The 25,639-nt window shown below is 64.2% G+C and carries 25 protein-coding genes and 1 tRNA gene; 17 read left to right on the top strand and 9 right to left on the bottom strand.

What is annotated here, in order from left to right; all coding sequences use genetic code 11:
- Nucleotide 1: 1 nt before the first annotated feature.
- Nucleotides 2-1,243 carry a bifunctional glutamate N-acetyltransferase/amino-acid acetyltransferase ArgJ gene (argJ, locus tag AC56QP_RS22640; RefSeq protein ID WP_489863409.1) on the bottom strand — a complete coding sequence of 414 codons (1,242 nt, stop codon included), beginning with the start codon at nt 1,241-1,243 and terminating at the stop codon, nt 2-4.
- 166 nt (nt 1,244-1,409) lie between these two features.
- On the opposite strand from argJ, the gene AC56QP_RS22635 reads away from it, so the two are divergent.
- The gene (locus AC56QP_RS22635) at nt 1,410-2,639 is read left to right on the top strand and encodes a caspase family protein (RefSeq protein WP_489863410.1); all 1,230 of its coding nucleotides are present in this window, start codon (nt 1,410-1,412) and stop codon (nt 2,637-2,639) included.
- 172 nt (nt 2,640-2,811) lie between these two features.
- The gene (locus tag AC56QP_RS22630; RefSeq protein WP_489863411.1) at nt 2,812-3,411 is read left to right on the top strand and encodes a TetR/AcrR family transcriptional regulator; all 600 of its coding nucleotides are present in this window, start codon (nt 2,812-2,814) and stop codon (nt 3,409-3,411) included.
- Between the two features lie 79 nt (nt 3,412-3,490).
- Here AC56QP_RS22630 and AC56QP_RS22625 read toward each other — a convergent pair whose 3' ends face one another.
- A complete protein-coding gene (locus AC56QP_RS22625; protein WP_489863412.1) occupies nt 3,491-4,432 on the bottom strand; it encodes a peptidylprolyl isomerase in 942 nt (313 codons plus the stop codon).
- 264 nt (nt 4,433-4,696) lie between these two features.
- Between AC56QP_RS22625 and secA the strand changes: the two genes are divergently transcribed.
- The 4 genes from secA to AC56QP_RS22605 all read left to right on the top strand — a co-directional run bounded on the left by secA (nt 4,697) and on the right by AC56QP_RS22605 (nt 10,719).
- A complete protein-coding gene (gene secA, locus AC56QP_RS22620) occupies nt 4,697-7,429 on the top strand; it encodes a preprotein translocase subunit SecA (protein WP_489863413.1) in 2,733 nt (910 codons plus the stop codon).
- A gap of 118 nt (nt 7,430-7,547) precedes the next feature.
- A complete protein-coding gene (locus AC56QP_RS22615) occupies nt 7,548-8,948 on the top strand; it encodes a lipopolysaccharide biosynthesis protein (protein ID WP_489863414.1) in 1,401 nt (466 codons plus the stop codon).
- Entirely contained in the window at nt 8,948-10,228 is a 1,281-nt protein-coding gene (locus tag AC56QP_RS22610) for a GNAT family N-acetyltransferase (RefSeq protein ID WP_489863415.1), read from the top strand. Before AC56QP_RS22615 ends, AC56QP_RS22610 begins: the two co-directional genes overlap by 1 nt.
- A 59-nt stretch (nt 10,229-10,287) precedes the next feature.
- A complete protein-coding gene (locus AC56QP_RS22605) occupies nt 10,288-10,719 on the top strand; it encodes a YncE family protein (RefSeq protein WP_489863416.1) in 432 nt (143 codons plus the stop codon).
- A 25-nt stretch (nt 10,720-10,744) separates the two neighbouring features.
- Here the strand turns inward: AC56QP_RS22605 and AC56QP_RS22600 are convergent.
- A tRNA-Leu gene (locus AC56QP_RS22600) sits at nt 10,745-10,829 on the bottom strand.
- Between the two features lie 263 nt (nt 10,830-11,092).
- Here AC56QP_RS22600 and AC56QP_RS22595 point away from each other — a divergent pair.
- On the top strand, nt 11,093-11,680 hold the full coding sequence (locus tag AC56QP_RS22595) for a YqaA family protein (RefSeq protein ID WP_256751741.1): 588 nt from the start codon (nt 11,093-11,095) through the stop codon (nt 11,678-11,680).
- Nucleotides 11,681-11,770: 90 nt separating this feature from the next.
- The gene (locus AC56QP_RS22590; RefSeq protein ID WP_489863417.1) at nt 11,771-12,289 is read left to right on the top strand and encodes a disulfide bond formation protein B; all 519 of its coding nucleotides are present in this window, start codon (nt 11,771-11,773) and stop codon (nt 12,287-12,289) included.
- A gap of 161 nt (nt 12,290-12,450) precedes the next feature.
- Here AC56QP_RS22590 and AC56QP_RS22585 read toward each other — a convergent pair whose 3' ends face one another.
- Both AC56QP_RS22585 and AC56QP_RS22580 read right to left on the bottom strand, forming a co-directional pair.
- Entirely contained in the window at nt 12,451-13,008 is a 558-nt protein-coding gene (locus AC56QP_RS22585; protein WP_008874122.1) for an HNH endonuclease, read from the bottom strand.
- Nucleotides 13,009-13,136: 128 nt separating this feature from the next.
- Nucleotides 13,137-13,778, bottom strand: a complete 642-nt coding sequence (locus tag AC56QP_RS22580) for a DNA-3-methyladenine glycosylase family protein (protein WP_489863418.1) — start codon at nt 13,776-13,778, stop codon at nt 13,137-13,139.
- A gap of 73 nt (nt 13,779-13,851) precedes the next feature.
- On the opposite strand from AC56QP_RS22580, the gene gluQRS reads away from it, so the two are divergent.
- Together gluQRS and AC56QP_RS22570 are read left to right on the top strand one after the other, a co-directional pair.
- Nucleotides 13,852-14,727 (top strand): tRNA glutamyl-Q(34) synthetase GluQRS, encoded by an 876-nt coding sequence (gluQRS, locus tag AC56QP_RS22575; RefSeq protein WP_489863541.1) that lies wholly within the window; start codon nt 13,852-13,854, stop codon nt 14,725-14,727.
- Between the two features lie 150 nt (nt 14,728-14,877).
- On the top strand, nt 14,878-15,786 hold the full coding sequence (locus AC56QP_RS22570) for a DMT family transporter (protein WP_489863419.1): 909 nt from the start codon (nt 14,878-14,880) through the stop codon (nt 15,784-15,786).
- Here AC56QP_RS22570 and AC56QP_RS22565 read toward each other — a convergent pair.
- The gene (locus AC56QP_RS22565) at nt 15,756-16,604 is read right to left on the bottom strand and encodes a YihY/virulence factor BrkB family protein (protein WP_489857984.1); all 849 of its coding nucleotides are present in this window, start codon (nt 16,602-16,604) and stop codon (nt 15,756-15,758) included. The genes AC56QP_RS22570 and AC56QP_RS22565 overlap by 31 nt on opposite strands.
- Nucleotides 16,605-16,663: 59 nt before the next feature.
- On the opposite strand from AC56QP_RS22565, the gene AC56QP_RS22560 reads away from it, so the two are divergent.
- The 7 genes from AC56QP_RS22560 to AC56QP_RS22530 all read left to right on the top strand — a co-directional run bounded on the left by AC56QP_RS22560 (nt 16,664) and on the right by AC56QP_RS22530 (nt 22,063).
- A complete protein-coding gene (locus AC56QP_RS22560) occupies nt 16,664-17,530 on the top strand; it encodes an SDR family oxidoreductase (RefSeq protein WP_489857985.1) in 867 nt (288 codons plus the stop codon).
- A gap of 24 nt (nt 17,531-17,554) precedes the next feature.
- Nucleotides 17,555-17,746 (top strand): twin transmembrane helix small protein, encoded by a 192-nt coding sequence (locus tag AC56QP_RS22555; RefSeq protein WP_256751747.1) that lies wholly within the window; start codon nt 17,555-17,557, stop codon nt 17,744-17,746.
- Nucleotides 17,747-17,771: 25 nt separating this feature from the next.
- On the top strand, nt 17,772-18,353 hold the full coding sequence (locus AC56QP_RS22550; protein WP_489857986.1) for a cob(I)yrinic acid a,c-diamide adenosyltransferase: 582 nt from the start codon (nt 17,772-17,774) through the stop codon (nt 18,351-18,353).
- A 31-nt stretch (nt 18,354-18,384) separates the two neighbouring features.
- Nucleotides 18,385-19,182 (top strand): rhomboid family intramembrane serine protease, encoded by a 798-nt coding sequence (locus AC56QP_RS22545; RefSeq protein ID WP_489857987.1) that lies wholly within the window; start codon nt 18,385-18,387, stop codon nt 19,180-19,182.
- Between the two features lie 181 nt (nt 19,183-19,363).
- Nucleotides 19,364-20,113, top strand: a complete 750-nt coding sequence (locus AC56QP_RS22540; protein WP_477318204.1) for an electron transfer flavoprotein subunit beta/FixA family protein — start codon at nt 19,364-19,366, stop codon at nt 20,111-20,113.
- A gap of 24 nt (nt 20,114-20,137) precedes the next feature.
- Nucleotides 20,138-21,067, top strand: a complete 930-nt coding sequence (locus AC56QP_RS22535; protein WP_489857988.1) for an electron transfer flavoprotein subunit alpha/FixB family protein — start codon at nt 20,138-20,140, stop codon at nt 21,065-21,067.
- Nucleotides 21,068-21,184: 117 nt separating this feature from the next.
- Entirely contained in the window at nt 21,185-22,063 is an 879-nt protein-coding gene (locus tag AC56QP_RS22530) for a 3-hydroxybutyryl-CoA dehydrogenase (RefSeq protein WP_489857989.1), read from the top strand.
- Nucleotides 22,064-22,261: 198 nt separating this feature from the next.
- Here the strand turns inward: AC56QP_RS22530 and AC56QP_RS22525 are convergent, their stop codons facing one another.
- The 3 genes from AC56QP_RS22525 to AC56QP_RS22515 form a co-directional block, all read right to left on the bottom strand.
- Entirely contained in the window at nt 22,262-24,184 is a 1,923-nt protein-coding gene (locus AC56QP_RS22525) for a PAS domain S-box protein (RefSeq protein WP_497103662.1), read from the bottom strand.
- A gap of 222 nt (nt 24,185-24,406) precedes the next feature.
- The gene (locus AC56QP_RS22520) at nt 24,407-25,045 is read right to left on the bottom strand and encodes an NrsF family protein (RefSeq protein ID WP_489857990.1); all 639 of its coding nucleotides are present in this window, start codon (nt 25,043-25,045) and stop codon (nt 24,407-24,409) included.
- A 1-nt stretch (nt 25,046) separates the two neighbouring features.
- On the bottom strand, nt 25,047-25,598 hold the full coding sequence (locus AC56QP_RS22515; RefSeq protein ID WP_489857991.1) for a sigma-70 family RNA polymerase sigma factor: 552 nt from the start codon (nt 25,596-25,598) through the stop codon (nt 25,047-25,049).
- Nucleotides 25,599-25,639: the final 41 nt, after the last annotated feature.

Raw genomic sequence — 25,639 nt, 5'->3', positions numbered from 1 at the left:
ATCAGCTCCGATAATCGCCATTGATAGCGACGTATTCCTTGGTGAGATCGCAGGTCCACACCGTCGCCTTGCCGCGACCAATACCAATATCGGCGCGGATGCGGATATCGTCGCGCTTCATGTAAGCCGACGTCGCTTGCTCGGAATAGCCGGGGTCGCGCTCGCCCTCGTGCGCCAGCCTGTTGTCGCCGAACCAGATCGACAGCCGGTCGCGGTCGGCGGGCTCGCCGGCCTTGCCGACGGCCATGACGACGCGGCCCCAATTGGCGTCCTCGCCGGCGACCGCCGTCTTGACCAGCGGCGAATTGGCGATCGACAGCGCGATGCGCTTGGCCGATCTTGCCGATTTCGCCCCGGTGACGGTGACTTCGACCTGCTTGCGGGCGCCCTCGCCGTCGCGCACCACTTGCAGCGCCAGCGATTTCAGCACCTTGCCGAGCGCCCGGCGGAATGCGCCGAGGCGCGCATCCTTTGGATCGGAGATCGCGGGCGCGCCGCGACTGGCGGCCTTGCCGGTGGCGAAGATCAGCAGCGTGTCGCTGGTCGAGGTGTCGCTGTCGACGGTGACCGCGTTGAAGGTCTTGGCGGTGCCGCGCGACAAGAGATCCTGAAGCACGGGGGCCGCGATCGGCGCGTCGGTGGCGATGAAGGAGAGCATCGTCGCCATGTCGGGCGCGATCATGCCGGCGCCCTTGGCGATGCCGTTGATGGTGACATCGGTGTCGCCGAGCTTGACGGTCACGGTCGCCACTTTCGGATAGGTATCCGTGGTCATGATGGCCTTTGCCGCTTCGGTCCACAGGTCAGGCTTGCCGTTGCTGACCAATCCAGCCAGCAGATGGCTGAACTTGGTGGTGTCGAGCGGCTCGCCGATGACGCCGGTCGAGGCCAGGAAAACCTCGCTGGCCTTGCAGCCGGCCGCCTTCGCCGCCGCCTCGCCCGTCACTGCGGTGGACTCGCGACCCTTCTTGCCGGTGAAGGCATTGGCGTTGCCGGAATTGACGACCAGCACCCGCGCTGTGCCAGCCCCGAGATTCTGCCGGCAGAAATCGACCGGGGCCGAAGGGCATTTCGATTTTGTGAAAACACCGGCGACCGCGGTGCCCGCGTCGAAGACCATGGTCAAGAGGTCGGTGCGGTTCTTGTACTTTATCCCCGCCTCGGCGGTGGCGATGCGCACCCCCTCGATGGCCGGCATCTTGGGGTATTTCTTCGGCGCGAGCGGCGAAATCGTCGTGGACATGGGACCTCGGGCGGCAAAAATCGCAAGGGAAGGCCGGTTTGCCCGATACGCCGCGCGGGCGCAAGGGCGTTTTCGTCGCTGCGGCAAGGCAGAGCTCGCCCGGGATTAAGCTTGCATTTCAAATCTGTTGGCGTTGCCGGGGGCCATGGCATTATGATCCTGCCCCATGGGCAGGCTTGCGATCCTCGCTTGGGCATTTCTGGGACTTTTGCTGCTGAGCGCCGACGCTGAGCCGCAGCGCCGCGTGGCGCTCGTCATCGGCAACGGCACTTATGCCGAAGCCGGGACGCTGGCCAATCCGGTCAACGATGCGCTCGATATCGCCGACAAGCTGCGCTCCATCGGCTTCGAGGTCATCGAAGGCAACGATCTCGGCAAGCGCGAGCTCGAACGCAGCATCGGTGCGTTTTCCGATGCGCTTGAAGGCGCGGGCGTCGGGCTTTTCTACTATGCCGGCCATGGCCTGCAGGTCGAGGGGCGCAATTACATCGTGCCGGTCGACGCCAGGCTCGACATGCCGGTGAAGCTGCAGCTCGAGGCCGTGCCGATCGACGAAGTCCTCGACATCATGGAACAGCAGACCAAGGTCAGCCTGGTGTTCCTCGATGCCTGCCGCAACAATCCGTTTGCCCGCGGCCTGAGCCGCAACGCCACAACCCGCTCGGCGACGGCGCTGGCCGGGCTCGCGCAATTCGATTCGACGCGCGGCTCGTTCATTGCCTTCTCCACCGCGCCTGGCGCCGTCGCCATGGACGGAAGCGGCCGCAACTCGCCCTTCGCCGCCGCCCTGCTCCGGCACATCGCCGAGCCGGGCCAGAGCATCAACGACATGATGATCGCGGTGCGCCGCGACGTGGTCTCGCAGACGCGCGAGGCCCAGCGCCCCTGGGAACAGGGCTCGCTGCTCGAGCGTTTCGAGTTTGTGCCCGGCGGCGAGCCGGCACTGCCAGCCAAGCCGGCGGCCACACCGGCGCCGGCCACGCAGGTGGCGGCGCTGGAACGGTCCGTCGGCGACGACAAGGGATCGATCGAAAAATTCCTGCGCCAGGACTACCTGGTGCCAGATACCAGGGCGATGGCCGAGACCGTCAAGCGGCTCTATGCCCCGTCGGCCACCATTTTCGGCACGCGCTACGACGCCGATGCCATCGCCAAGGTCAAGACCGACTGGTTTGCGCAATGGGCCTCCTGGTCGCTCGGCCTTGAGCCCGGCAGCCTGGAGGTCACCCCGCTTGGCGAGGATCGCACCAAGGCCGCCTTTGCCATGCGCTATGACTATGTGCCGAAGGACAAGTCAGCGGTACGGCTGACCGGCAAGGCGCGCGTCACGCTTGGGCTGGTCAAGGCAGACGACGGCTGGCGCATCGTCTCGGAGACATCGGAAGCGATGAATTGAACACCGGCCGTCGGCGGCGGGGTGGGCCGCCCCGCCATCATTGGCGACCTCCCCGGTGGCAATCCACTGTGCTGATCGCCTGCTTGTGGAAACAGTCCTGAAAACGGGCCGTTTCGTTTCGTCGCAAGCTCACCTATGATTGCCGACGAAATTGTTGGCGAGGACGACAGGAATGGCCGAAGACGTCGATCCGGCGCGCAAATCGATCGGTGCACGGCGCAACCCCGACAGCGCCGGCGCCATTCTCGATGCAGCCGAAGCGGTGCTGGTCGAGGCTGGCTACGCCGGTTTCTCGATCGAGGCCGTGGCGCGGCGGGCCCGCGCCGGCAAACCCACCATCTACCGCTGGTGGCCGAGCAAGGCGGCACTGCTGCTCGAAGTCTACCAGCGGCAGAAGCGCGTCGACATTCCCGATACCGGAAGGCTGGAGGAGGATCTCGTCGGCTTCCTGAAGAACCTGTTCTCGCACTGGCGCGAGACATCGTCGGGCAGCGTGTTCAGGTCGCTGATCGCCGAGGCGCAGTCGGACGAAATCGCGGCCGCGGCCCTTGCCGACTATGCCAGGGGCCGCCGGGCTCATACCGGCCAGATGGTGGAGCGTGCCAAGGCCAGGGGCGAAATTGCCGACAATGTCGATTCCGCGCTGGTCGCCGACCTGATCGCGTCGTTCGCCTGGACGCATCTGTTGACCAATCGTCTCGACGAGGACGAAGCGACGATGCGCAAGGCGGTCCACTACGTGATGCGAGGCATAGCCGCGTCCGGCAAATAATACACGACTGGCACCGGGTCGACAAAAAAGGGCGCGGCAACCCTTGGCTGCCGCGCCCCTTCCAAAAATTATTCCAGGCTTACTTGGCGCTTTCCAGCGTATCGACCGCCTTCTTCAGGTTGGCGTCCGGAATCTCGACCTTGGCGCCGCCGCGCAGCGACTTGACCAGCGCGAAATACTTGTCGCGGATGACCGCCTGCTTGGCCTGGTCCTTGACCTCGTCGAAGGCCGGCGGCTGCTTGGTGCGCTTGTCTTCGAGCTTGATGACATGCCAGCCGAACTGCGACTGCACCGGCTGCTCGGTGTACTTGCCAACCTCGAGCGCAAAAGCTGCCTTGTCGAACTCCGGCACCATCTGGCCAGGTCCGAACCAGCCGAGATCGCCGCCGCTGGTCTTGCCGCTCGGGTCGCTGGTGTGTTCGTTGGCGAGCTTCTGGAAATCGGCGCCGCCGTCGAGCTGCTTGATGATGGCCTCGGCCTCTTCCTTCGTCTTCACGAGGATGTGACGGGCATGCACCTCGTTGACCGGTGGCGTGTTGGCGATTTCCTGGTCGTAGCGGGCGCGCACCTCGGCGTCGGTGACCTTGTCGACGACGCCCTTCTCGACCATCTCGCCATGCAGCGCGCGCTGCTGCAGGAAGGCCATGCGGCGCTGGAAGTCGGGATCCTTGTCGAGGCCTGTGGTGACCGCCTGGGCGGCCATGACGCGGATTTCGATGGCCGCCGAAAGCGCGGCGGCGCGGCGCTGCTCGGCCGGCAGCTGCGCGAATTGCTGCGACAGCTCGCCTTCGGCGAGCACGAGGTCGGCCTCGGTCAAGGGCTGGCCGTTGATCGTGGCGACGACGGCGTTCGGGTCGACAGGTTTCGCGGCAGGTGCTGCCGCATCCGCCGGGGCAGGTGCTGCGGCATCGGCCGGGGCGGGAGCGGCTTCCTGCGCCCTCAGCGGCGACAGCGAAAGAGCCGACAGGCCGAATGCCAAGCCAAGGCTGGCGAGCGACGCGCGGCGGAACAACAAGGACATGAAGATAACTCCGGTAAGGGATTGTAAAGAGCGGGGTGGCTTCCAGATCAGCCAGATTGTGGCGGAATTTGGCGCGACCGGCAGGGCCAGCGCGGCGTTGACATCAGTTGAGCCCCCTCTTATCTGTCCAACGACTTTGCGTCCAGAACCGTTTTCCGGGCGCTTTTTGTGTTTGCCCGTATTCAGGCGGTGCGTTCACGTGGAATTGATGGGGCCGGCCGGCGCCCGTCTCAAGATTGAGAATTCTATCGAAAGGACCATTGGATGGTCAGTCTCGGCGGTCTCGCCCGTAAGGTTTTCGGTTCCTCCAACGACCGTCGGGTCAAATCGACCCGGCCCCGTGTCGAGGCGATCAACGCCATGGAAAACGAGATGCGGGCGCTCTCCGACGAGGAGTTGGTCGGCCGCACCGCGAAATTCCGCCAGGACATCGCCAATGGCGCCACGCTCGATGACCTGCTGGTGCCTGCCTTTGCGACCGCCCGCGAGGCGGCGCGCCGTGTGCTCGGCATGCGCCCCTTCGATGTCCAGCTGATCGGCGGCATGGTGCTGCACAATGGCGGCATTGCCGAGATGCGCACCGGCGAGGGCAAGACCCTGGTCGCGACGCTGCCGGTCTATCTCAACGCGCTCGCCGGCAACGGCGTCCATGTCGTCACCGTCAACGACTATCTCGCCACCCGCGACTCCGAATGGATGGGCCGCGTCTACAAGTTCCTCGGCCTCTCGGTCGGTGTCATCGTCCATGGCCTGTCCGACGAGGAACGTCGCGTCGCTTACGCCGCCGACGTCACCTACGCCACCAACAACGAGCTCGGCTTCGACTATCTGCGCGACAACATGAAGTACGAGCGCGCCCAGATGGTGCAGCGCGGCCACAATTACGCGATCGTCGACGAGGTCGATTCAATCCTGGTCGACGAGGCGCGCACGCCGCTGATCATTTCCGGTCCGCTCGAGGACCGCTCGGAAATGTACAACACCATCGACACCTTCATCATCCAGCTGCAGCCGCAGGACTACGAGATCGACGAAAAGCAGAAGACCTCGATCTTCACCGAGGAAGGCACCGAGAAGCTGGAGAACCTGCTGCGCGACGCCGGCCTGCTGAAGGGCGAGTCGCTCTACGACGTCGAGAACGTCGCCATCGTCCACCATGTCAACAATGCGCTCAAGGCGCACCGCCTGTTCCAGAAGGACAAGGATTACATCGTCCGCAACGACGAGATCGTCATCATCGACGAGTTCACCGGCCGCATGATGCCCGGCCGCCGCTATTCGGAAGGCCTCCACCAGGCGCTCGAGGCCAAGGAGCACGTGACGATCCAGCCGGAGAACCAGACGCTGGCCTCCGTCACCTTCCAGAACTATTTCCGCCTCTACAAGAAGCTCGCCGGCATGACCGGCACGGCGCTGACCGAGGCCGAGGAATTCGGCAACATCTACAATCTCGACGTCACCGAGATCCCGACCAACCTGCCGGTCATCCGCAAGGACGAGGACGACGAGGTCTACCGGACGGTCGAGGAAAAATACAAGGCGATCGTCAAGGAGATCCGCGAAGCCAGCGCCAAGGGCCAGCCGACGCTGGTCGGCACGACCTCGATCGAGAAGTCCGAGCAGCTGGCCGAGCGCCTGCGCAAGGAAGGCTTCAAGGATTTCGAGGTGCTGAACGCCCGCCACCACGAGCGCGAGGCGGCGATCGTCGCCCAGGCCGGCAAGCCGGGCGCCATCACCATCGCCACCAACATGGCCGGCCGCGGCACCGACATCCAGCTCGGCGGCAATGCCGACATGCGCATCGCCGACGAGCTGGGCGACATGCCTGAAGGGCCCGAGCGCGAGGCCATGGAAAAGGCGATCCGTGACGACGTCGCCAGGCTGAAGGAAAAGGCGCTGGCCGCCGGCGGCCTCTATGTGCTCGCCACCGAACGCCACGAATCGCGCCGCATCGACAACCAGCTGCGCGGCCGCTCCGGCCGCCAGGGCGATCCCGGCCGCTCGAAATTCTTCCTGTCTCTGCAGGACGATTTGATGCGCATCTTCGGGTCCGAGCGCATGGACGGCATGCTGCAGAAGCTCGGCCTCAAGGAAGACGAGGCGATCATCCATCCGTGGATCAACAAGGCGCTGGAAAAGGCGCAGAAGAAGGTCGAGGCGCGCAACTTCGACATCCGCAAGAACCTGTTGAAATATGACGACGTCTCCAACGACCAGCGCAAGGTGGTGTTCGAGCAGCGCATCGAGCTGATGGACGGCGAGGGCCTGCCCGAGATCATCGCCGAGATGCGCGAGGGGGTCATCGACGAGATCGTCGCCAAGGCCATTCCCGAAAACGCCTATGCCGAGCAGTGGGATGTCGCGGGCCTGAAGGCCGAGGTCGCCGAATTCCTCAACCTCGACCTGCCGGTCGACGAGTGGGCCAAGGAAGAGGGCATCGCCGAGGACGACATCCGCGAGCGCATCACCCAGGCCGCCGACGCCGCCGCCAAGGAACGCGCCGATCGTTTCGGCCCCGAGGTGATGACCTATGTCGAGCGTTCGGTGGTGCTGCAGACACTCGATCATCTGTGGCGCGAGCACATCGTCAATCTCGACCATCTGCGTTCGGTCGTCGGCTTCCGCGGCTACGCCCAGCGCGATCCGCTGCAGGAATACAAGGGCGAGGCGTTCGAGCTCTTCCAGGCGATGCTCGGCAATCTGCGCCAGGCCGTCACCGCGCAGCTGATGCGCGTCGAGCTGGTCCGCCAGGCCGCCGAGGCGCCGCCGCCGGAGGCACCCGACATGTTCGGCACGCATATCGACGGCACCACCGGCGAGAACGATTTTGAAGGCGGCGAGACCGCCCTTCTGGTCCGCCCGGATGCGGCCGCCATCGTTGCTCCCGAGGACCGCGACCCGAACAACCCTGCGACCTGGGGCAAGGTCGGCCGTAACGAAGCCTGCCCGTGCGGGTCAGGCAAGAAGTACAAGCACTGCCACGGCGCGTTCGCGTAAGGCGCTTCTTCCCTTCTCCCCGTGAACGGGGCGAAGGGAGAACCCACCCAACCGTTTCTTAAGGTGTCTCCGCTACACCAACGCCTGAAAAAGAGGCGGAAAACGGAGAGTAATCGGGGTGCGCTTTTCCGCGGCCACGACAGCCGGGCGGTTCCTGCCGCAGCGTTTGGCGCTGCGCATCGGGCCGTTGCTTGACCGCATCGATGCCGTGCTGTTCACCGCCGACGAGCGCGGCGAGGCCGGCCGCATGTCGGTCATCGCCTTCTCCATCCGCATCATCAGCGCCGTCATCGCCTTCGTCAGCCAGGTGCTGATGGCGCGCTGGATCGGCTCGTTCGAGTACGGCATCTTCGTCCTCGTCTGGGTGACGATGGTCATCGTCGGCAACCTCGCCTGCCTCGGCTTCCATACCTCGGTCATTCGTTTCATCCCCGAATACCGCGAGCGCGGCTTGATGGACGAACTGCGCGGCATCGTGCTGGCCAGCCGCCTGTTCGTGCTGATCGCCTCCACCATCATCGCCGGGCTCGGCGCGCTCGGCGTCTGGCTGGCTTCGCCGTGGATCGAGAACTACTATGTGATACCGTTCATCCTCGGCGTCATTTGCCTGCCGATGATCGCGCTCTCGGATCTGTTGCAAGGCCAGGCCAGGGCGAATAGCTGGGCGTTGTTTGCCCTGTCGCCGACCTATCTGGTGCGGCCGGTGCTGATCCTGCTGTTCATGGCGCTGATGCTGCTGGCGGGTTACGCCCCCGATGCCAGGACGGCGATATTCGCTTCGATCGCCGCCACCTACGTCACCACGCTCGGTCAACTCATCGGCGTCACCCATCGGCTGGAAAAGCGGATACCGGCGGGACCGATGAAGGTGCATTTCGCCGAATGGTTCGTCGTCTCGCTGCCGATCTTCCTGGTCGAGAGCTTCTTCTTCCTGCTCACCAATGCCGACGTGCTGATGGTCGGCGCCTATATGGATCCCAACGACGTCGCCATCTATTTCGCCACCGTCAAGACGCTGGCGCTGGTGCATTTCGTCTATTTCGCCGTCAAGGCCGGCGTTGCCCAGCGCTATGCGCAGTTCACCCATGGCGAGCCGGAGAAACTTGCCGCCTTCGCCCGCGAGACGGTGTCGTGGACATTCTGGCCGTCGCTGTTGATGGCGATGCTGGTGCTGGCGCTGGGCGAGCCGATGCTGGTGCTGTTCGGCCCCGAATTCACCAGCGGCTATCCGCTGCTGTTCCTGCTCGTCTTCGGCGTCGTGGCGCGGGCCGCCGTCGGCCCTTGCGAAAGCCTGCTGACGATGAGCGGCAACCAGAACATCTGCGCCGCCGTCTATGCCATGACGCTGGCCTTCAACATCGCTCTCAACGTGGTGCTGATTCCGCTTTTCGGCCTGTGGGGCGCGGCGATGGCCACCGCCTTTGCCATGATCTTCGAGGCCAGCGCGCTGTCCTTCACGGTCTGGCGCAAGCTGGGCATCGTCATGCTCATCTTCGTGCCCGCGAAAGGAGCCGCGTGATGGCCGCCGTCCCGTTGCTCGAGGAAACCAGCGGCGGCACGGCCGGCGCGATGGTGTCCGGCCTTGCCGGGCTGACCCGCGACGCCGATCCCGCCCATATCGAAATCCTCGCCAACAACCGGCCCGAGCGCAAGCTGGCCATCTACCCAGCATCGGCCGGCTTCGACCTGGTCGAGGAACTCGACTATCTGTGCGCCCGCACGATCGAGCCGAACGTTTTCTTCAATCCGCGCTTCCTGGCGCCCGCCATGCCCCGGCTGGAGGATCGCGAGGTGCGGCTGGCGGTCATCCGCGACGGCGACGAATACCGCAACAGGCTGCGCCTGCTGGTGCCGCTCTCGGTTGAGCGGCCGGTGACGCCGCTCGGTGTCCCGGTCATGCGCACATGGTCGAGCCCGTTCGGCCCGCTCGGCACGCCATTGGTCGACCGCGACGACCCGGTCGGCGTCGTCGAGGATTTCTTCGCGATGCTGTCACGCCCGCACCTCAAGCTGCCGAAAGTGTTCGTCCTGCCCGACATCAGGCTCGACGGCCAGGTGGCGAGCCTGCTGGCCACCGTGGCCGAGACGCGCGGCCTGATGCTGGTCACCACCGGTGAGACCCAGCGCCCCGTGCTGGAGAGCGCGCTCGACGGCGACGAGTATCTGAAGGTCTCGCTGCGCTCGCACCACTATCGCGAGTTCCGCCGCCTGAAGCGGCGCCTTGGCGACCTCGGCAAGCTTGACCATATCGTGGCGCGCGGGCCCGAAGACATCCGCCATGCCATCGAAAGCTTCTTGACGCTGGAAGCGGCCGGCTGGAAAGGTCGCGAACGCACCGCCATGGCGATCGACCGCTACCGTGCTGCCTTTGCCCGCGAAGCCGTGCACCGGCTGGCCGAGCAGGACATGTGCCGCATCCATTCGCTGACGCTCGACGGCCGCACCATCGCTTGCCTGATCGTCTTCGTCGAAGCTGGCGTCGCTTACACCTGGAAGACGGCCTATGACGAGACGCTGTCGGCCTATTCGCCGGGCACGCTGCTGATGATCGAGGTGACGAAGCAGCATCTCGACGATCCCAACATCATGATGACCGATTCCTGCGCCGTGCCCGACCATCCGGTGATGAGCCGGCTGTGGACCGAGCGCAAGCCGATGGGCACGCTGGTGATAGGACTGACGCCCGATGCCGACCGGCTCACCCGCCAGGCCGCCTCGCAACTGCATCTCTACCGCGAGACCCGCAACATGGCCCGCCTGTTGCGCAACCGGATGAAGAGCTTGTTGAAACGGCGGTAGACCATGACCTCGACCTTCCGCGGCTGAATGGACGCGGCAAGGTCTTCCATGTCGCCGACATGATGAACGACGGCGTGTTCCTGATCGACGCAGACACCTTTTCCGAGATCGGCTTCATCGCCACCGGTATCGGAACGCACGGTTTTGTCGTCAGCCGTGACGGGACAAAGCTCTCCGTTTCGAACCGCGGCTCGCACAAGATGGAGCAAGGCCGTTCGAAGGGGCCGGGCAGCGTCACCGTCATCGATTTCGCCACCCGCTCGGTTGTCGCGCAATGGCCCATACCTCGCGGCGGCAGCTCCGACATGGGCAACGTCAGCGCCGACGGCAAGCAATTGTGGCTGTCCGGCCGCTTTGACAGCGAAGTCTACATGATCGACACGACCTCGGGCGCCGTGACGAAAATCCGGGTCGGCCTTGAGCCTCACGGCCTGACGGTCTGGCCTCAGCCCGGCAGATATTCGCAGGGCCATACCGGCAACATGCGCTGAGCGCCGACGGCTCGATAAAATGAAATGGTGCCCCTAGCCGGGATCGAACCAGCACTCCTTGCGGAACTCGATTTTGAGTCGAGCGCGTCTACCAATTCCGCCATAGGGGCTCAGGCCGGGCGGCCTGGATGGGCGCGGACTATACGGTCGGAGGCCTGTTCGTCAACAGGCCAATTCTCAGGTGCCCCGGATGCGACCAAACTGCGCCTTTCGATTTCGTGATGGCCCTGCCATTGTGCAGCGCGGAAAATCTTTCTAGACAGGCGGCGCATCAAGGCGCGGCGTGTCTGAAAGGACGGATGGCGTGCTTTGGGTTCCTTGTCTTGTCCCGAAACCGCTGCGCACTTTTGGGCGACACGCATTAGGAGTGCCGATGCTTCGCGGACTTTACGACTGGACCTTGTCGCTGGCGGCCAGGAAATCCGCCGAATGGTGGCTGGCCTTCATCGCTTTCGTCGAAAGCTCGGTGTTTCTGGTGCCGGCCGACGTGCTGTTCTTGCCGATGGCGCTGTCGCGGCCGGATCGCGCCTATCGTTACGCGCTGATCGCCACCGTCGCCTCGGTGCTGGGCGGCATCGCCGGCTGGTTCATCGGCCACTACGCCTATGACGCGGTGGCGAGGCCCATCCTCGAATTCTATGGCAAATATGACGAATTCGAACAGTTGCGCACCTCGTCAGGCGTCGGCTTCATCATCCTGATGCTGATCACTTCTGGCGCTGCCCATTTGCCGCCGATCAAGGTGGTGACCATCCTGTCCGGCGTCATCGGCGTCAATCTGGCGCTGTTCATCGTGCTGGCGATCGTGGCGCGCGGCGCCCGCTTTCTGCTGCTGGCCTGGCTGTTGCGCCGTTACGGCGAGCCGATCCGCGAGTTCATCGAAAAGCGCCTTGGCCTGATCGCGGGTGCCGCGGCGGCTGCCCTGATTTTGCTCTATATCCTGGTCAAATACGCCCTCTAGTCCATGTCGCCCAAAAAGTGCCCGGCGGCTTTGGGACACATGGATTGAAACGAGACTGAGCGGGCGGCGAACGCAACGGACGAAAGACCCATGACAGCGACCATGAATGCCGACACCGGACGCCAGCGAACGCGGACCGCCTTGTTTCTCGCAGTCGCCATGGCCGCCACGGTCGGCTCGGCGCTGGGCTTCCAATATCTCGGCGGATACATCCCCTGCCACCTCTGCCTCGAGCAGCGCACACCCTACTATGTCGGCGTGCCGTTGATGGTACTGGCGGTGCTTGCATCAACGCTGCAAGCGCCCGCATGGGTGACGCGCGGCCTGCTGGCCATCGGCGGCCTGCTGATGCTCTACGGCCTCTATCTCGGCGTCTACCATTCCGGCGTCGAATGGGCGTGGTGGGCAGGCCCGACCGATTGCACCGCGGGCGCAGGGCCGGTCGATACCGGCGGCAAGGGCGTGCTCGACGCGCTCGACAAATTCGTGCCGCCCTCCTGCGACAAGGCGGCGCTGCGCATCCTCGGCCTGTCGCTGGCCGGCTGGAACGCGATCGCCAGCCTTGTCCTCGCCGCCGTCGCCTTCCGCGGCGCCCTCACCCGCGACTAACTCACCAGAACTGAGCCGATCCGAGATCGTTCAAGAATTCGGCAGGCTGAGTCGTCTGGGGTGATTGTCGAGAACCGAAGCGGAGCGGACATTTGGTCCGTGAGCATCGGAAGCGCAGACAATCGCTCCAGACGGCCAGCCTCCCGAATTCTCGGACGATCTCAGGGTTCCAGTTCGACATCCCAATAGAGATAATCCATCCAGCTCTCATGCAGATGGTTGGGTGGGAACAGGCGGCCGTTGTTGTGCAGGTCGTGCACCGTCGGCTGGTAGGGCTTCTGCAGCGGCCACATCTTGGCGTGCGCCGGCATCATGCCGCCCTTCCTGAGATTGCATGGCGAACAGGCGGCGACGACATTCTCCCACGTCGTCGCGCCGCCACGATGGCGGGGGATGACGTGATCGAAGGTCAGATCCTCCGGCGTGCCGCAATATTGGCACTGGAAGCGGTCGCGCAGGAAGACATTGAAGCGGGTGAAGGCTGGATGCCTGGACGGCTTCACATAGGCCTTCAGGCTGACGACGCTCGGCAGCTTCATCGAGAAGGTCGGCGAGGATACGGCGTGCTCGTATTCGGCGACGATATTCACCCGGTCGAGGAACACCGCCTTGATGGCGTCCTGCCACGACCAGAGCGACAAGGGGTAATAGCTGAGCGGACGGTAATCCGCATTCAGCACCAGCGCTGGAAGCCCATCCGGAGATACGGCAACCGTCACGTGTTGACCTCCTTCGTTCTAGGACCGAACGGCGCGGATACTGTAAGCCCGACATGACAGGGATGTGAAGCGGATTGTCGCGTCGCTGAAGCGCCAAAAATGTATGATTTTTATGCTTTTTCGCGGATTCAGGCCGGGGGCGCGGCATCCCGCCCCTTGGTTTCGCGGTAGTAGGACCAGAAAAGCCGCGATGCGACACCTCGCCACGGGCTCCATGATTCGGCCAATGCGATCAGCGTTTTCTCCGGCGGACGCGGATCGATGCCTAGCGCGTGGCCGACCGCGCTCTGCAAGGCGACGTCGCGCGCGGGGAAGATATCGGGGTGGCCGGCGGCGAACAAAAGATACACTTCCGCCGTCCAGGGACCGATGCCGGGCACCGCCGTCATCGTCGTGATCGCCTCCTGGGCGTCGAGCGAACAGAGGTGGTGAAGGTCGAGGCCGCCGACCACGGCCTGGGCAACGGCGACCAGACCACGCTGCTTCGGCCGCGACAGGCCGGCCTCGCGAAACATGTCCTCGCCGGCGGCAAGGATCGCCTGCGGCGTCAACGGATCGACGAGCCTGGTCAGCCGTCCGAAGATGGCATCGGCGCTGGCGCGGGACACTTGCTGTGAGACGACGATCGAGGCGAGGCTCCTGAACCCTGGCTCGGAGAGCCGCAGCGGCACTTCGCCTGCCATGCCACGCACCTTTTCCAGCCGCGGGTCGATCACGCAAAGCGCGTCGAGCCCCCGTGCAATGTCGTCGAGCGTGGCGATGCGTTGCATGCATTCTTGTTCCTTGATCCTCTACAAGGTAGCAATTGGCGAAGCGCCGCAAAACATGATTGCCGCCGGACAGATGACACTCCTGACATTCCGCTTCGCTCCCAGCCCCAACGGCGAACTGCATCTCGGCCATGCCTATTCGGCGCTGCTCAATCAAAAATTGGCGCGCGCCGCCGGCGGCCGGCTGCTGCTGCGCATCGAGGACATCGACACGACGCGCTGCACGCCGCAATTCGAGGCCGGCATGCTAGCCGATCTGAAGTGGCTGGGGCTTGTCTGGGAACAGCCGGCGCGCCGCCAGTCCGAGCATTTCGCCGAGTATGGGGCGACGCTTGACCGGTTGATCCGGGAGGAACTCGTCTACCCCGCCTTCATGAGCCGTGCCGAGATCCGCGCTTTCATCACCGATAGCGAACAGCGTGGGCGCGACTGGCCGCGCGATCCCGACGGCGTGCCACTCTATCCCCCGGCCGACAAGGCGATGCCGGTCAAGGAACGCAAGCGGCGGATCGCCGAGAACGCGCCCTTCGCCTGGCGGCTTGATGTCGGCACCGCCATGGCGCGTGCGGGCCACGACCTCGCATGGGCCGAATTCGTTGATGAGACGCTTTCCGCGACGCGCTCCGTCGAAGCCCGTCCGCAGGACTGGGGCGACGTGATCGTGGCGCGCCGCGATATCCCGACCAGCTACCACCTCGCGGTCGTCATGGACGATGCGCTGCAAGGCGTCAGCCATGTCGTGCGCGGACAGGACCTGTTTTCCGCCACCGGCGTGCAGCGCCTGCTTCAGGAAATCCTGGAACTGCCGCGGCCGGCCTATTTCCACCATCGTCTCATCCTCGGACCGGACGGACGAAAGCTGTCGAAGAGCCTGAAGGACACGGGCCTTGCCGCCTTGCGCGATGCCGGCGCGTCCCCGGAGGACGTCAGGCGGATGGTCGGGCTTTGATCCCTGCGCGGTTCGAACAAACCACGCGTCTAATTCGCCGCCCGTTGAATTCCGGTGATGCATGGATCAATCGTTTCGTTTTGCGCGCCGGGTTGAACCGCATTAGAGCATCGCCAGGTCAATTCTCACCAGCGCGGCGGTCTCCGGAAAATGCACAGCATCAAGCGGTTCATCCCCGCCACCTTCGTTGTCCTGTGGGCAACCGGCTTCATCGGCGCGCGCTACGCCATGCCATGGGCGGAGCCGTTCACCTTCCTCGCCGCGCGTTTCGTCATAGCTGCCATCCTGCTGGCTGTCCTGATGCCCGTGCTGGGCTCGAAGCGAGCCACGCGCAAGGAAGCGCTGCATGCCACCGGCGCCGGCATCCTCATGCATGGCGTCTATCTCGGCGCCGTCTTCTGGGCCATCCACAGGGGCATGCCGGCCGGGTTCTCGGCCCTGATCGTCGGCTTGCAGCCGCTGATCACGGCCGTTCTTGCCGGCAAGTTTCTCGGCGAGGCGATCCTGCCGCGCCACTGGCTTGGCCTGGGTATCGGCCTCGTCGGCATCGTCATCGTGCTGTGGCCAAAGCTTGGTGCGCTAGGCGGCGGCGTGACGGCGGCCACGCTCACCGCCTCGCTGGTCTCAGTGCTCGGCATGAGCGCCGGCACCATCTGGCAGAAGCGCTTCGCCTCCGGCGGCGACCTCGTCGCGGCGACCATGTGGCAGTATGTCGGCGGCGCCTCGCTGATGATACTGGCCTCGCTCGCTTTTGAAACACGCACCGTGGTCATCAACGGCGAATTGATCTTCGCCATGGCCTGGCTGGTGCTGGTGCTGTCGCTCGGCGCCATCTTCCTGTTGATGGTGATGATCCGCGACGGCGAGATGTCGAAGGTCGCCTCGCTGTTCTACCTGGTGCCGGCGGTGACGGCCATCATCGCCTGGGCCCTGTTCGACGAGCAGCTCAATGCGCTGCAGATTGTCGGCATGGCGATCACGACCTTCGGGGTTGGCCTGGCAACAGCTCGACAGACCAAGGCACAGGGTCAGCCGACTCGGGCGCGCGCCTCCAGGTAGCGGCTGATCGCGGCATTGAGCTCGCCGCCGAGGATGAAGATCGCCGAGATCATATAGAGGAAAACCACCGCGATCATGATCGAGGCAAGGCCGGCATAGGTCGTCACATAGGACGAGAAATGATCGAGGTAGGAAGCGAAGACGGTCGAGCCGACAAGCCATGCCGCCAAGGTGAAGATGATGCCGGGTACGATCGACACGAAGCGGCGCTTGCCCGCCGGGAGCCAGAAATGCACGGCAAACAGCCCGCCGACAATGACCACCGAGGCGATGACGTAACGCCATAGCGTGATCGTGCCCATATAGGGCTTGATACCTTCGATATGGGCTTCGGCGAGCCGCGCCAGCAGCGGCGCGAACACCAGAAGCACGCTGATGGCCAGGAACCCGGCCGTCGCGATCAGCACGAAGACGATGCTCTGCACCCGGCGATAGATGATGCCACGTGTTTCCGAGACGCGATAGGCGCGGTTGAGCGAGGTGCGCAGCGCCTCGATGCCATTCGAGGCAAAGTAGGCGGCCAGCAGCACGCCATAGGTCAAAAGGTCGGTGCGCCTGACGGTCAGCACATTGAGCACTTCACGCGCGATCGGCTTGGCGATCTGCTCGGGCCATGTGTCGAAGACCAGGTGCACCGCCGTGTCGGAGAACGCCTGCGCGCCAAGGAAGCTGGCGAGCGTCGTGGCAAAGATCAGGAACGGGAACAGCGCCATCAACGAGGTGATCGCCAGATGGCTGGCCATCGCCCAGCCGTCATCGGTGTTGAAATGGCCGAGCGCGTCATAGAGAACGCGCTTGAGGGCTACGATCTTCCGCATTGAGAACCGCGTCCCTCCAATTGTCTCCACGCCGGGAATATGGGAAGGGATTGCGGCAAATGGCAACCCTTGGCGAAACCACGAGCAGTCAGGCGCGAGAATTGCGCTCGATCATCGTCACCGGCGCATCCTCGGGAATAGGCGCCTTCTGCGCGCGTGCGTTGAAGATCGAAGGCTGGCGGGTGTTCGCGACGGCGCGCAAGCCTGAGGATATCGCCGCGCTCGAGGCTGACGGCATCGAGGCCTTCTATCTCGACTACAGCGAAGCCGCATCCATTGAGGCGCTGGTTGCGTCGGTTCTGGAGCGCACGGGCGGCAAGCTCGATGCCCTGTTCAACAACGGCGCCTACGCTCAGCCCGGCGCCGTCGAGGACTTGGCCGTTGCGGCGCTCAAGCAGCAGTTCGAGGCGAATTTCTTCGGTTGGCATGACCTGACCCGCCGCCTGGTGCCGGTGATGCGCCGTCAGGGTCATGGCCGCATCGTCCATTGTTCGTCGATCCTCGGCCTGACGCCGGTGCGCTTTCGCGGCGCCTATTCGGCGTCGAAACACGCGCTGGAGGCCTTGATGCTTTGCCAACGCCAGGAACTGGCCGGCAGCGGCGTCCATGTCTCGCTGATCGAACCGGGGCCGGTGACATCGAAGATCGCCAGCAACGGCCTGGTGTGGTTCTTGAAGAACATCGACCACGAGAATTCCGTGCATCGTGCGGACTACCAGGCGCAGCTGCAACGGCTGAGGGCCGGCGGCAGCCGATCACGGCTGAAGCCCGGGCCGGAAGTGGTTCACAAAGCCCTGCGCCATGCACTTCTGTCGCGGCGCCCGCGTCCGCACTATGTGGTAACAGTGCCGGCCAGAATCGGCGTCGTGCTCAAGCGCATCCTGCCGGCATCGATGCTCTACCGCCTGCTCGCCAAACGCGCCTGACGCAAGGGAACTGGGAACGCAACAATGGCCACCACCTTCAACATCCTCGCCATTCTGGTCATGGTCGCCGTGGTGATCGTGCTCATTCGCGGTCTCATCAACATGATGCGTGGCGGTTCCGGCGTCACCTCGAACAAGCTGATGCAGGCGCGCGTTCTCCTGCAGGCCATGGCGCTGGCGCTGATTCTGCTGGCGGTGTATTTCACCCGCAAGTGAGGAAACCGGCCGTCCAGGAGGCGACGTGGTCAAGCTCAACAAGATCTACACCCGCACCGGCGACGATGGCACCACGGGTCTCGGAACCGGCGAACGGCGGCTGAAATCCGATCTGCGGGTTGACGCCTATGGCACGGTCGACGAGGCCAATGCCTGTATCGGCATGGCCCGCGTCCACACCGCGCAGACCTATCAGGCGATCGACGCCATGCTTTCCCGCATCCAGAACGATCTCTTCGATCTCGGCGCCGATCTCGCCGTGCCCGACGACGGCAAGCCGCTCGGCTATGAACCGCTGCGCATCATCGCCGCGCAGACCGACCGGATCGAAAAGGATATCGACCTGCTCAACAAGGACCTTCAGCCGCTCAGATCCTTCGTGCTGAACGGCGGCTCGCCGGCGGCCGCCGCCTTGCATCTGGCCCGCACCGTGGCGCGACGGGCCGAACGGCTGATCGTGGCCCTGGCCCAGGACCCGCGCGAGCACGTCAACCGCGACGCGCTGAAATACATCAACCGTGTCTCGGATTTCCTGTTTGTCGCCGCCCGTGCGGTCAATGACAACGGAAATGCCGACGTGCTATGGGTTCCCGGCAAGAACCGCTGAACTGTCCGAAAGCGGAAGGGGCCGGGGATCGATGTTCATCCCGCTTTACGACACCAACAGGCTGCGGCATATCAGGCTGCAATATGTGACGATCGGCCTGATCGTGGTCAACGCCGTGGTCTATCTCATCACATCGCTCGGCGGCGAGAACTTCACCAATGCGGCGGTGCTCGGCCTCGGCTTCATCCCGTCGGTCGTTCATGACACCGCCGAACTCGACCCCCGCTTTGTCGTCATCCCCGAGAGCCTGAGCTATCTCACCTATTCCTTCCTGCATGCCGACATCTTCCACCTGGGCGGCAATATGCTGTTCCTGTGGGTGTTCGGCGACAATGTCGAGGACGCGCTCGGCCATTTCCGCTACCTCATCTTCTATGTCTTGTGCGCCATCGCCGGAGCTGCCTTCCAGGGGCTCGTCGGATGGGACTCGCAGGTGCCGCTGATCGGTGCGTCGGGTGCCATTGCCGGCGTGGTCGTCGCCTATCTGATCCTTTATCCTCGCGTGAAGGTATGGGTGCTGGCCTTTGCCCGCATCCCGCTGCGCATTCCAGCCTTCATCCCGCTCGTCCTGTGGGTGCTTTTCCAGGTGGTGATGTTCGTCGCCGGGGGCGAGGACCAGATTTCCTGGGCCTGCCATATCGGCGGCATCATCGCCGGAGCCGTGCTGGTGCTTGTCCTGCGCAGCCGCGGCGTGCCGCTGTTTGCGCCCGCTGACGAGGATGGCGCCGTTGCCCGTCCCGAGCAGTCTCCGGTTTCCGCTCCGGTGACGCCCGAGCCGCCCGCCGCGCCGCCGCGCTGGGGGCGAGGAAACACTTCCAGTCCCGACTGAACCGATTTGACCGGCTTGCGGCGTATTGACGTGCAGGGTTGCCGCAACTACGGAAACGTCTCCGTCTGAGCCCAAGGCGGTCAAAGACCAGAATTTCCATCCGGAATGTCGGCTTTCGACAACTCAGAAGGGGCGCAGGCTGTTATAGCGCGCCCAACTATCGTGAAGAGGTGACAGGCAAATGAAGATCCTTGTGCCCGTGAAGCGGGTTGTGGATGCGAATGTGAAGGTTCGCGTGAAGGCTGACGGTTCGGCGGTGGAACTCGCCAATGTCAAGATGGCGATGAACCCGTTCGACGAGATCGCGGTCGAGGAAGCGATCCGGCTGAAGGAAGCCGGCAAGGCCGAGGAGATCATCGTCGTCTCGATCGGCCCGCAGCAGGCGCAGGAAACCCTGCGCACCGCGCTCGCCATGGGCGCGGACCGCGCCATCCTGGTCAAGACCGATGAGCAGACCGAGCCGCTCGGCGTCGCCAAGGTGCTGAAGGGCGTCGTCGACGCCGAACAGCCTGGCCTCGTCATCCTCGGCAAGCAGGCGATCGACGACGATTCCAACCAGACCGGCCAGATGCTGGCGGCTTTGCTCGGCTGGGCGCAAGGCACCTTCGCTTCCAAGGTGGTGATCGACGGCGACAAGGCCAAGGTGACGCGCGAAGTCGACGGCGGCCTGCAGACAGTGGAGTTGAAGATGCCGGCAATCGTCACCGCCGACCTTCGCCTCAATCAGCCGCGCTATGCCTCTTTGCCCAACATCATGAAGGCCAAGAAGAAGCAGCTCGACGAAAAGACCCCGGCCGACTACGGCGCCGACGTCAAGCCGCGGCTGAAGGTCATCAAGACCGAGGAGCCAAGCGGCCGCAAGGCGGGCGTCAAGGTCAAGAGCGTCGCCGAACTGGTCGACAAGCTCAAGAACGAAGCCGGCGTTTTGTAAGCGATCGGGAAAGGAACAGATAAAATGGCAATTCTCCTCATCGCGGAACACGACAACGCCACCCTTTCCGAGCAGACCGCCAAGGCGCTTTCTGCGGCCCTGCAGATCGGTTCGGACGTGCATGTGCTGGTTGCCGGCAAGGGCGCCAAGCCGGCAGCGGATGCCGCCGCCAAGCTCAAGGGCGTAAGCAAGGTGCTGCTCGCCGACGCCGACGAACTCACCGAGCGTCTCGCCGAACCGATGGCCGCGCTCGTTGTGTCGCTGGCCGGCGCCTATGACACGATCATCGCGCCGGCGACCTCGTCGGGCAAGAATGTCGCGCCGCGCGTGGCCGCGCTCCTCGATGTCGCGCAGGTGTCCGAGATCATCGAAGTGGTGTCGCCCGACACCTTCAAGCGGCCGATCTATGCCGGCAACGCCATCCAGACGGTGCAGTCGACCGACGCCAAGAAGGTCATCACTGTCCGCACGGCCTCCTTCCAGGCGGCTCCCGAGGGTGGCTCGGCGGCGGTCGAGACGATCAAGGCGGCGGCCAATCCGGGCCTGTCGACCTTCGTCGAGAACAGGCTCTCGGAGACCGACCGTCCGGAACTGACCTCGGCCAAGATCATCATCTCGGGCGGCCGCGCGCTCGGCTCCTCGGAGAAGTTCCAGGAGGTCATCCTGCCGGTCGCCGACAAGCTCGGGGCCGCCGTTGGTGCTTCCCGCGCAGCGGTCGATGCCGGCTATGCGCCGAACGACTGGCAGGTCGGCCAGACCGGCAAGGTGGTGGCGCCCGATCTCTACATCGCGGTCGGCATCTCCGGCGCCATCCAGCACCTTGCCGGCATGAAGGATTCCAAGGTCATCGTCGCCATCAACAAGGACGAGGAGGCACCGATCTTCCAGGTCGCCGACTACGGCCTTGTAGGCGACCTCTTCGTCATCCTGCCGGAACTGCAAAAGGCGCTTTGACGCTTTCTGCCAAACCGTATTAAATTGTGAGGGGTGGGGTAGACGAAGTCGCCCCGCCCTTTTAGTTTGCACCGCACAAAAAGCAGGCTGCAAAGGCCTTTTGACGGGATCGGTGTAATGAGCAAGATCGAGACGATCGGCATCATCGGCGCGGGCCAGATGGGCGGCGGCATCGCCCATGTCTCCGCGCTTTCGGGCTACAAGGTGCTGATCTACGACATATCGCCCGACCGTATCGAGAAGGGCATCGCCACCATCAGCGGCAACATGGCCCGTCAGGTCGGGTCCGGCAAGCTTGACGAGAAGGTGCGCAACGACGCGATGGCGCGCATTTCGGCAGCACCGGCCATGGCCGACCTTGCCGGCGCCGATCTCGTGATCGAGGCGGCGACCGAAGATGAGACGGTCAAGCGCAAGATCTACGCGCAGCTCTGTCCGCTGCTCAATCCCGAAGCCATCCTGGCGACGAACACCTCGTCGATCTCGATCACGCGGCTCGCCGCGCAGACCGACCGGCCGGAGCGTTTCATCGGCATCCATTTCATGAATCCGGTGCCTCTGATGAAGCTGGTCGAGCTGGTGCGCGGCATTGCCACCGAGGACCAGACCTTCGAGGCGGCAAAGACCTATGTGAAGCAGCTCGACAAGACGATCACCGTTTCGGAGGATTTTCCGGCCTTCATCGTCAACCGCATCCTGCTGCCGATGATCAACGAGGCGATCTACACGCTCTACGAGGGCGTCGGCTCGGTCGACGCCATCGACACTGCCATGCGGCTCGGCGCCAACCATCCGATGGGGCCGCTGCAGCTCGCCGATTTCATCGGCCTCGACACCTGCCTGTCGATCATGCAGGTGCTGCATGACGGCCTGTCGGATTCGAAATACCGCCCCTGCCCGCTGCTGGTCAAATATGTCGAGGCCGGCTGGCTCGGCCGCAAGACCGGGCGTGGTTTCTACGACTATCGCGGCGAACAGCCCGTTCCGACGCGCTAAAGCAATTCCAGGAAAAGTGTGAAACGGTTTTCCCGGGAAAAGCGCACAGCGCTTTCCCTTGGGAATTGCGTCAAAACAAAGAGTTGGAGCGGTTTGCCGTTTCCGTGAAACGGTGAACTGCTCTTGGGAATTGCGTGAAAACAAAGAGCTCTGGTCAGGTCCGCGTCAGCGAACAGGCCGCCGGCCGATTGACCCTGGTCAGGACGCGGCAGCCCGCGGCTCGGACGGTTCTGTCCTGTTGTCGACCCTGTCCGGCGCCACGGAAACGCATCCACGGCCGGCCGCCTTGGCGGCATAGCAAGCAGCGTCGGCACTCGCTATGATTTCGTCGACCTCGCCACAATTGGCGCCGATCGCAGCCAATCCGACGCTGGCGCCGATCAGGTGGGGACGGCCATCCCAGGTGAAATCCAGGCCGGCTATCGCATCGATGATGGATCGCGCCACGATCTTGGCCCGGGCAGCCGAACCCGATTTCAGGATGACCGCGAATTCGTCGCCGCCCAGACGCGCGACGATGTCTTCGAGACCAAGGACGCCGCGGATAGCCTCGGCCACCCGCTTGAGCAAGGCGTCCCCAGCCGCGTGGCCACCGGTGTCGTTGACCAGTTTGAAGTGATCGAGGTCGATGAACATGAACTGATGTCCGCCGCCTCCGGCCGACACTGTCGTGCCGTCCTTGCGCGCCTGATCGACCAGTTCCTCCATCGTGCGGATGAAGCTCGAGCGATTGGCCAGGCCGGTCAGCGCGTCATGCGCGGCGGCGTGGGCAAGCTGTCGCTGCAGCGCGCGCGCATCGGTGAAATCCTGGAAGACGATGACCAGTCCGCAGAACTCGTTCCGCTCGTTGATGATCGGCGACACGACCTGACGGATGCTGCATCGCGTGTCGTCGCGCCGGATGAGGACGGCGCGGCTGTTCTGATCGGAGGGGGCTTGGTTGCCGATCACCGGCCGGGTTACACCGATCCTGTGACCCGTCTCCTCGTCTACCGCCCAGTAGACATGGCCGAGCATCTTGCCGAGGGCCTCGCCGCCGGAAACTCCGGTCAGCTTTTCAGCGACCGGATTCATGAAGGTGACGCGGTTCGCGGCATCGGTGCAGATAACGGCATCACCGATCGACTGGAGCGTCACTCTGAGTCGCTCCTTCTCATCGGCGAGCATTGTCGCCGACACAGCGAGGCGCTCTTCGACCTCCTTGCGCCGGGTAATGTCGGTCAGGCTGCCAATGGCCCTGATCAGCCTCCCCTCGGCGTCACGCTCGATGACCTTGCCGCGGTCGAGGATCCACATCCAGTGGCCGTCCTTGTGGCGCATCCTGAACTCGGCTTCGAAGAATGGCGTCTTGCCGTCGAGATGGGCCCGATCCGCCTCGGCGACGGTCTCGCGATCGTCGGGATGGATCATCGTCAGCCAATGGTCGGGATCGCCATCGAGCTCGCCATCCGCATAACCAAGCATCCTGACCCAGGTCGAGGAATAGGTCGTGCCGCCCTTGCGCATGTCCAGGTCCCAGACGCCTTGGCCGGCGCCGGCAAGAGCGAAATTCCAGCGCGTTTCCGCTTCGGCGACACGCGCCTCGGCCTGTTTGCGTGCGTCGATGTTCTCGATCTGCGAGACGAGATAGAGTGGACGGCCGCTTTTCTCGTCGCGAATGACGGAACCGGCGAGATGGGCCCAGACGGGCGTGCCGTCCTTCCGCAGGTAACGCTTCTCGAATTGGAAGGCGTCGACGGTGCCCGCCTTCAGACCGTCCATCGTTTCCCGCCCGATCTGCAGATCGTCGGGATGGGTGATCTGGAAGAAGGTCAGCGCCTCGATATCCTCGCGGCTGTAGCCAAGCATGGCGGCGAAGGCCGGATTGGCCTCGAGAATGCTCCCGTCGAGACCGACAACGGCGATGCCGATCGCCGAATCCTTCATGGCGCGGCGGAAGCGCTCTTCGCTCTGCGCGATCTGCCGGCGGTCCTTGGTGATCCGGCGAGCGAACAGGGCGGCGAGGAAGAGGCCACCCACCGCCACCGCTACCGATATCCGCAAGCCGAGTTTCAGCGCGTCAGCACCGGGATCCAGTCGCGACAACACCATCGAGGCAACCGCGGCACAGAGGCCGGCCACAAGCAGCGCCGACCCTGCGTGCCCAAAAAATCGTCGGCCGATCAATCCTCGCCACATCGCGATACGTGCCACCCCCGTGCGCAAGCCGATGTTGTCGCGCTGACCCTGATGGATTGGCTTTAAGGAAAGGTTGCGTAGGGCACGCCGGCGCCATCGCCAACCGACAAACATTGCCGGCATGATTAAGAATCAGTGTGCGCGCAGCGTGATCGCGACGGGCACTTACCAGCGCACGAATAGCCGCCCGCCGAGCGCGCCGAGCAGCGCGAGCACCGCGATGGCGATAGTGTACCAGGTGGCGACGAAAAGCGGCGAATCGTCAAAGCAGTGCGCGGCGTAGAAGGTCGCCGCCAGTCCGCCGGCGAGCAGGCCGGCGACCGCCCCTGCAAGCACCGGCCGTGTCGGCGCGCCGTAGCGCAGCATCCACAGGAAGATGGCAAGCGGGCCGATGCCGATCAGCGGAATGAAACCCATGCAGATCATCATGTTGGAGCCGACAAGGCGCGTTCCCCAGTCGGCTTCCGGCACAGCGAAAAGCTCCAGAACCACCGCCACAGCGACCAGCAGTGGAGCGGCCATCATCCAGGCCATCGCCCGGCCGGTGGCCGCGCCAGGCGTCGACAAGACACGGATCAGCGCGAAGGCGCTGACAGCAAGCACGATGGTGAAAAGGAACTTTGAGACAAAGCGCATCGTGTGCATCGCTGTCATGAAGTCCGGGCGCGGGCCGATCGTCAGCAGGAAAACGACTGCCGCGACGATGGCGGCCGCACCGGCGGCCAGCCACCAGGCCGAGCTCAGCGGCATCGCCCTGCCGCGGGCATCGGCGTCCAGCGCCTTGATGAGATCGTCCGTCCTCATGTCATTCCCGCCCGAACCGCCCCTGCCCAAATCGCTTCGCTATCGCGGCAAGCCCCCGATGCAGCGACACCCGCACCGCCGTTTCGCTGATGCCGAATTTCGCCGCCGTCTCGCCGATTGACCGTCCTTCCACCGATACGGCCGAAACCACGGAACGCTGTGCCGGCGACAGCCCGTCCAGGGCCCGGTTGATATCGCGCTCGCTGACGGTCTCCGTTTCCGGCTCGGCGAAAGTTTCGGCGATATCGTCGACATCGATCTCGATACGTCGTCCGCGCCGCCGGAAGGCATCGATCAGCTTGAAGCGGGCGATCGCATAGATCCACGGCAACACCGGCGCGTCCTGGCGCCAGGTATGCCGTTTCACATGAATGGCCAGCAAGGTTTCCTGCACGACATCCTCGGGATCGACCCCGCCCTGTACGATCTTGCGCCTGACAAAACCGCGGACCAGCGCGGCGATCCGGCGCAGAAAGTCGCCATAGGCCTTTTCGTCTCCCGCGATCGCGGCTCGCATCAGCCGGGAAAGCTCGGCCTCGTCCTTGCCGCTCACAAGAGTTACTCCCCCGGTTTTCGCGTCTCGGCGCTGATTTG

This window comes from Mesorhizobium sp. RCAM 05104, from assembly GCF_059683645.1.
The sequence above is the reverse complement of the archived record's forward strand: the minus strand, read 5'-3'. Positions and strand labels throughout refer to the sequence as shown.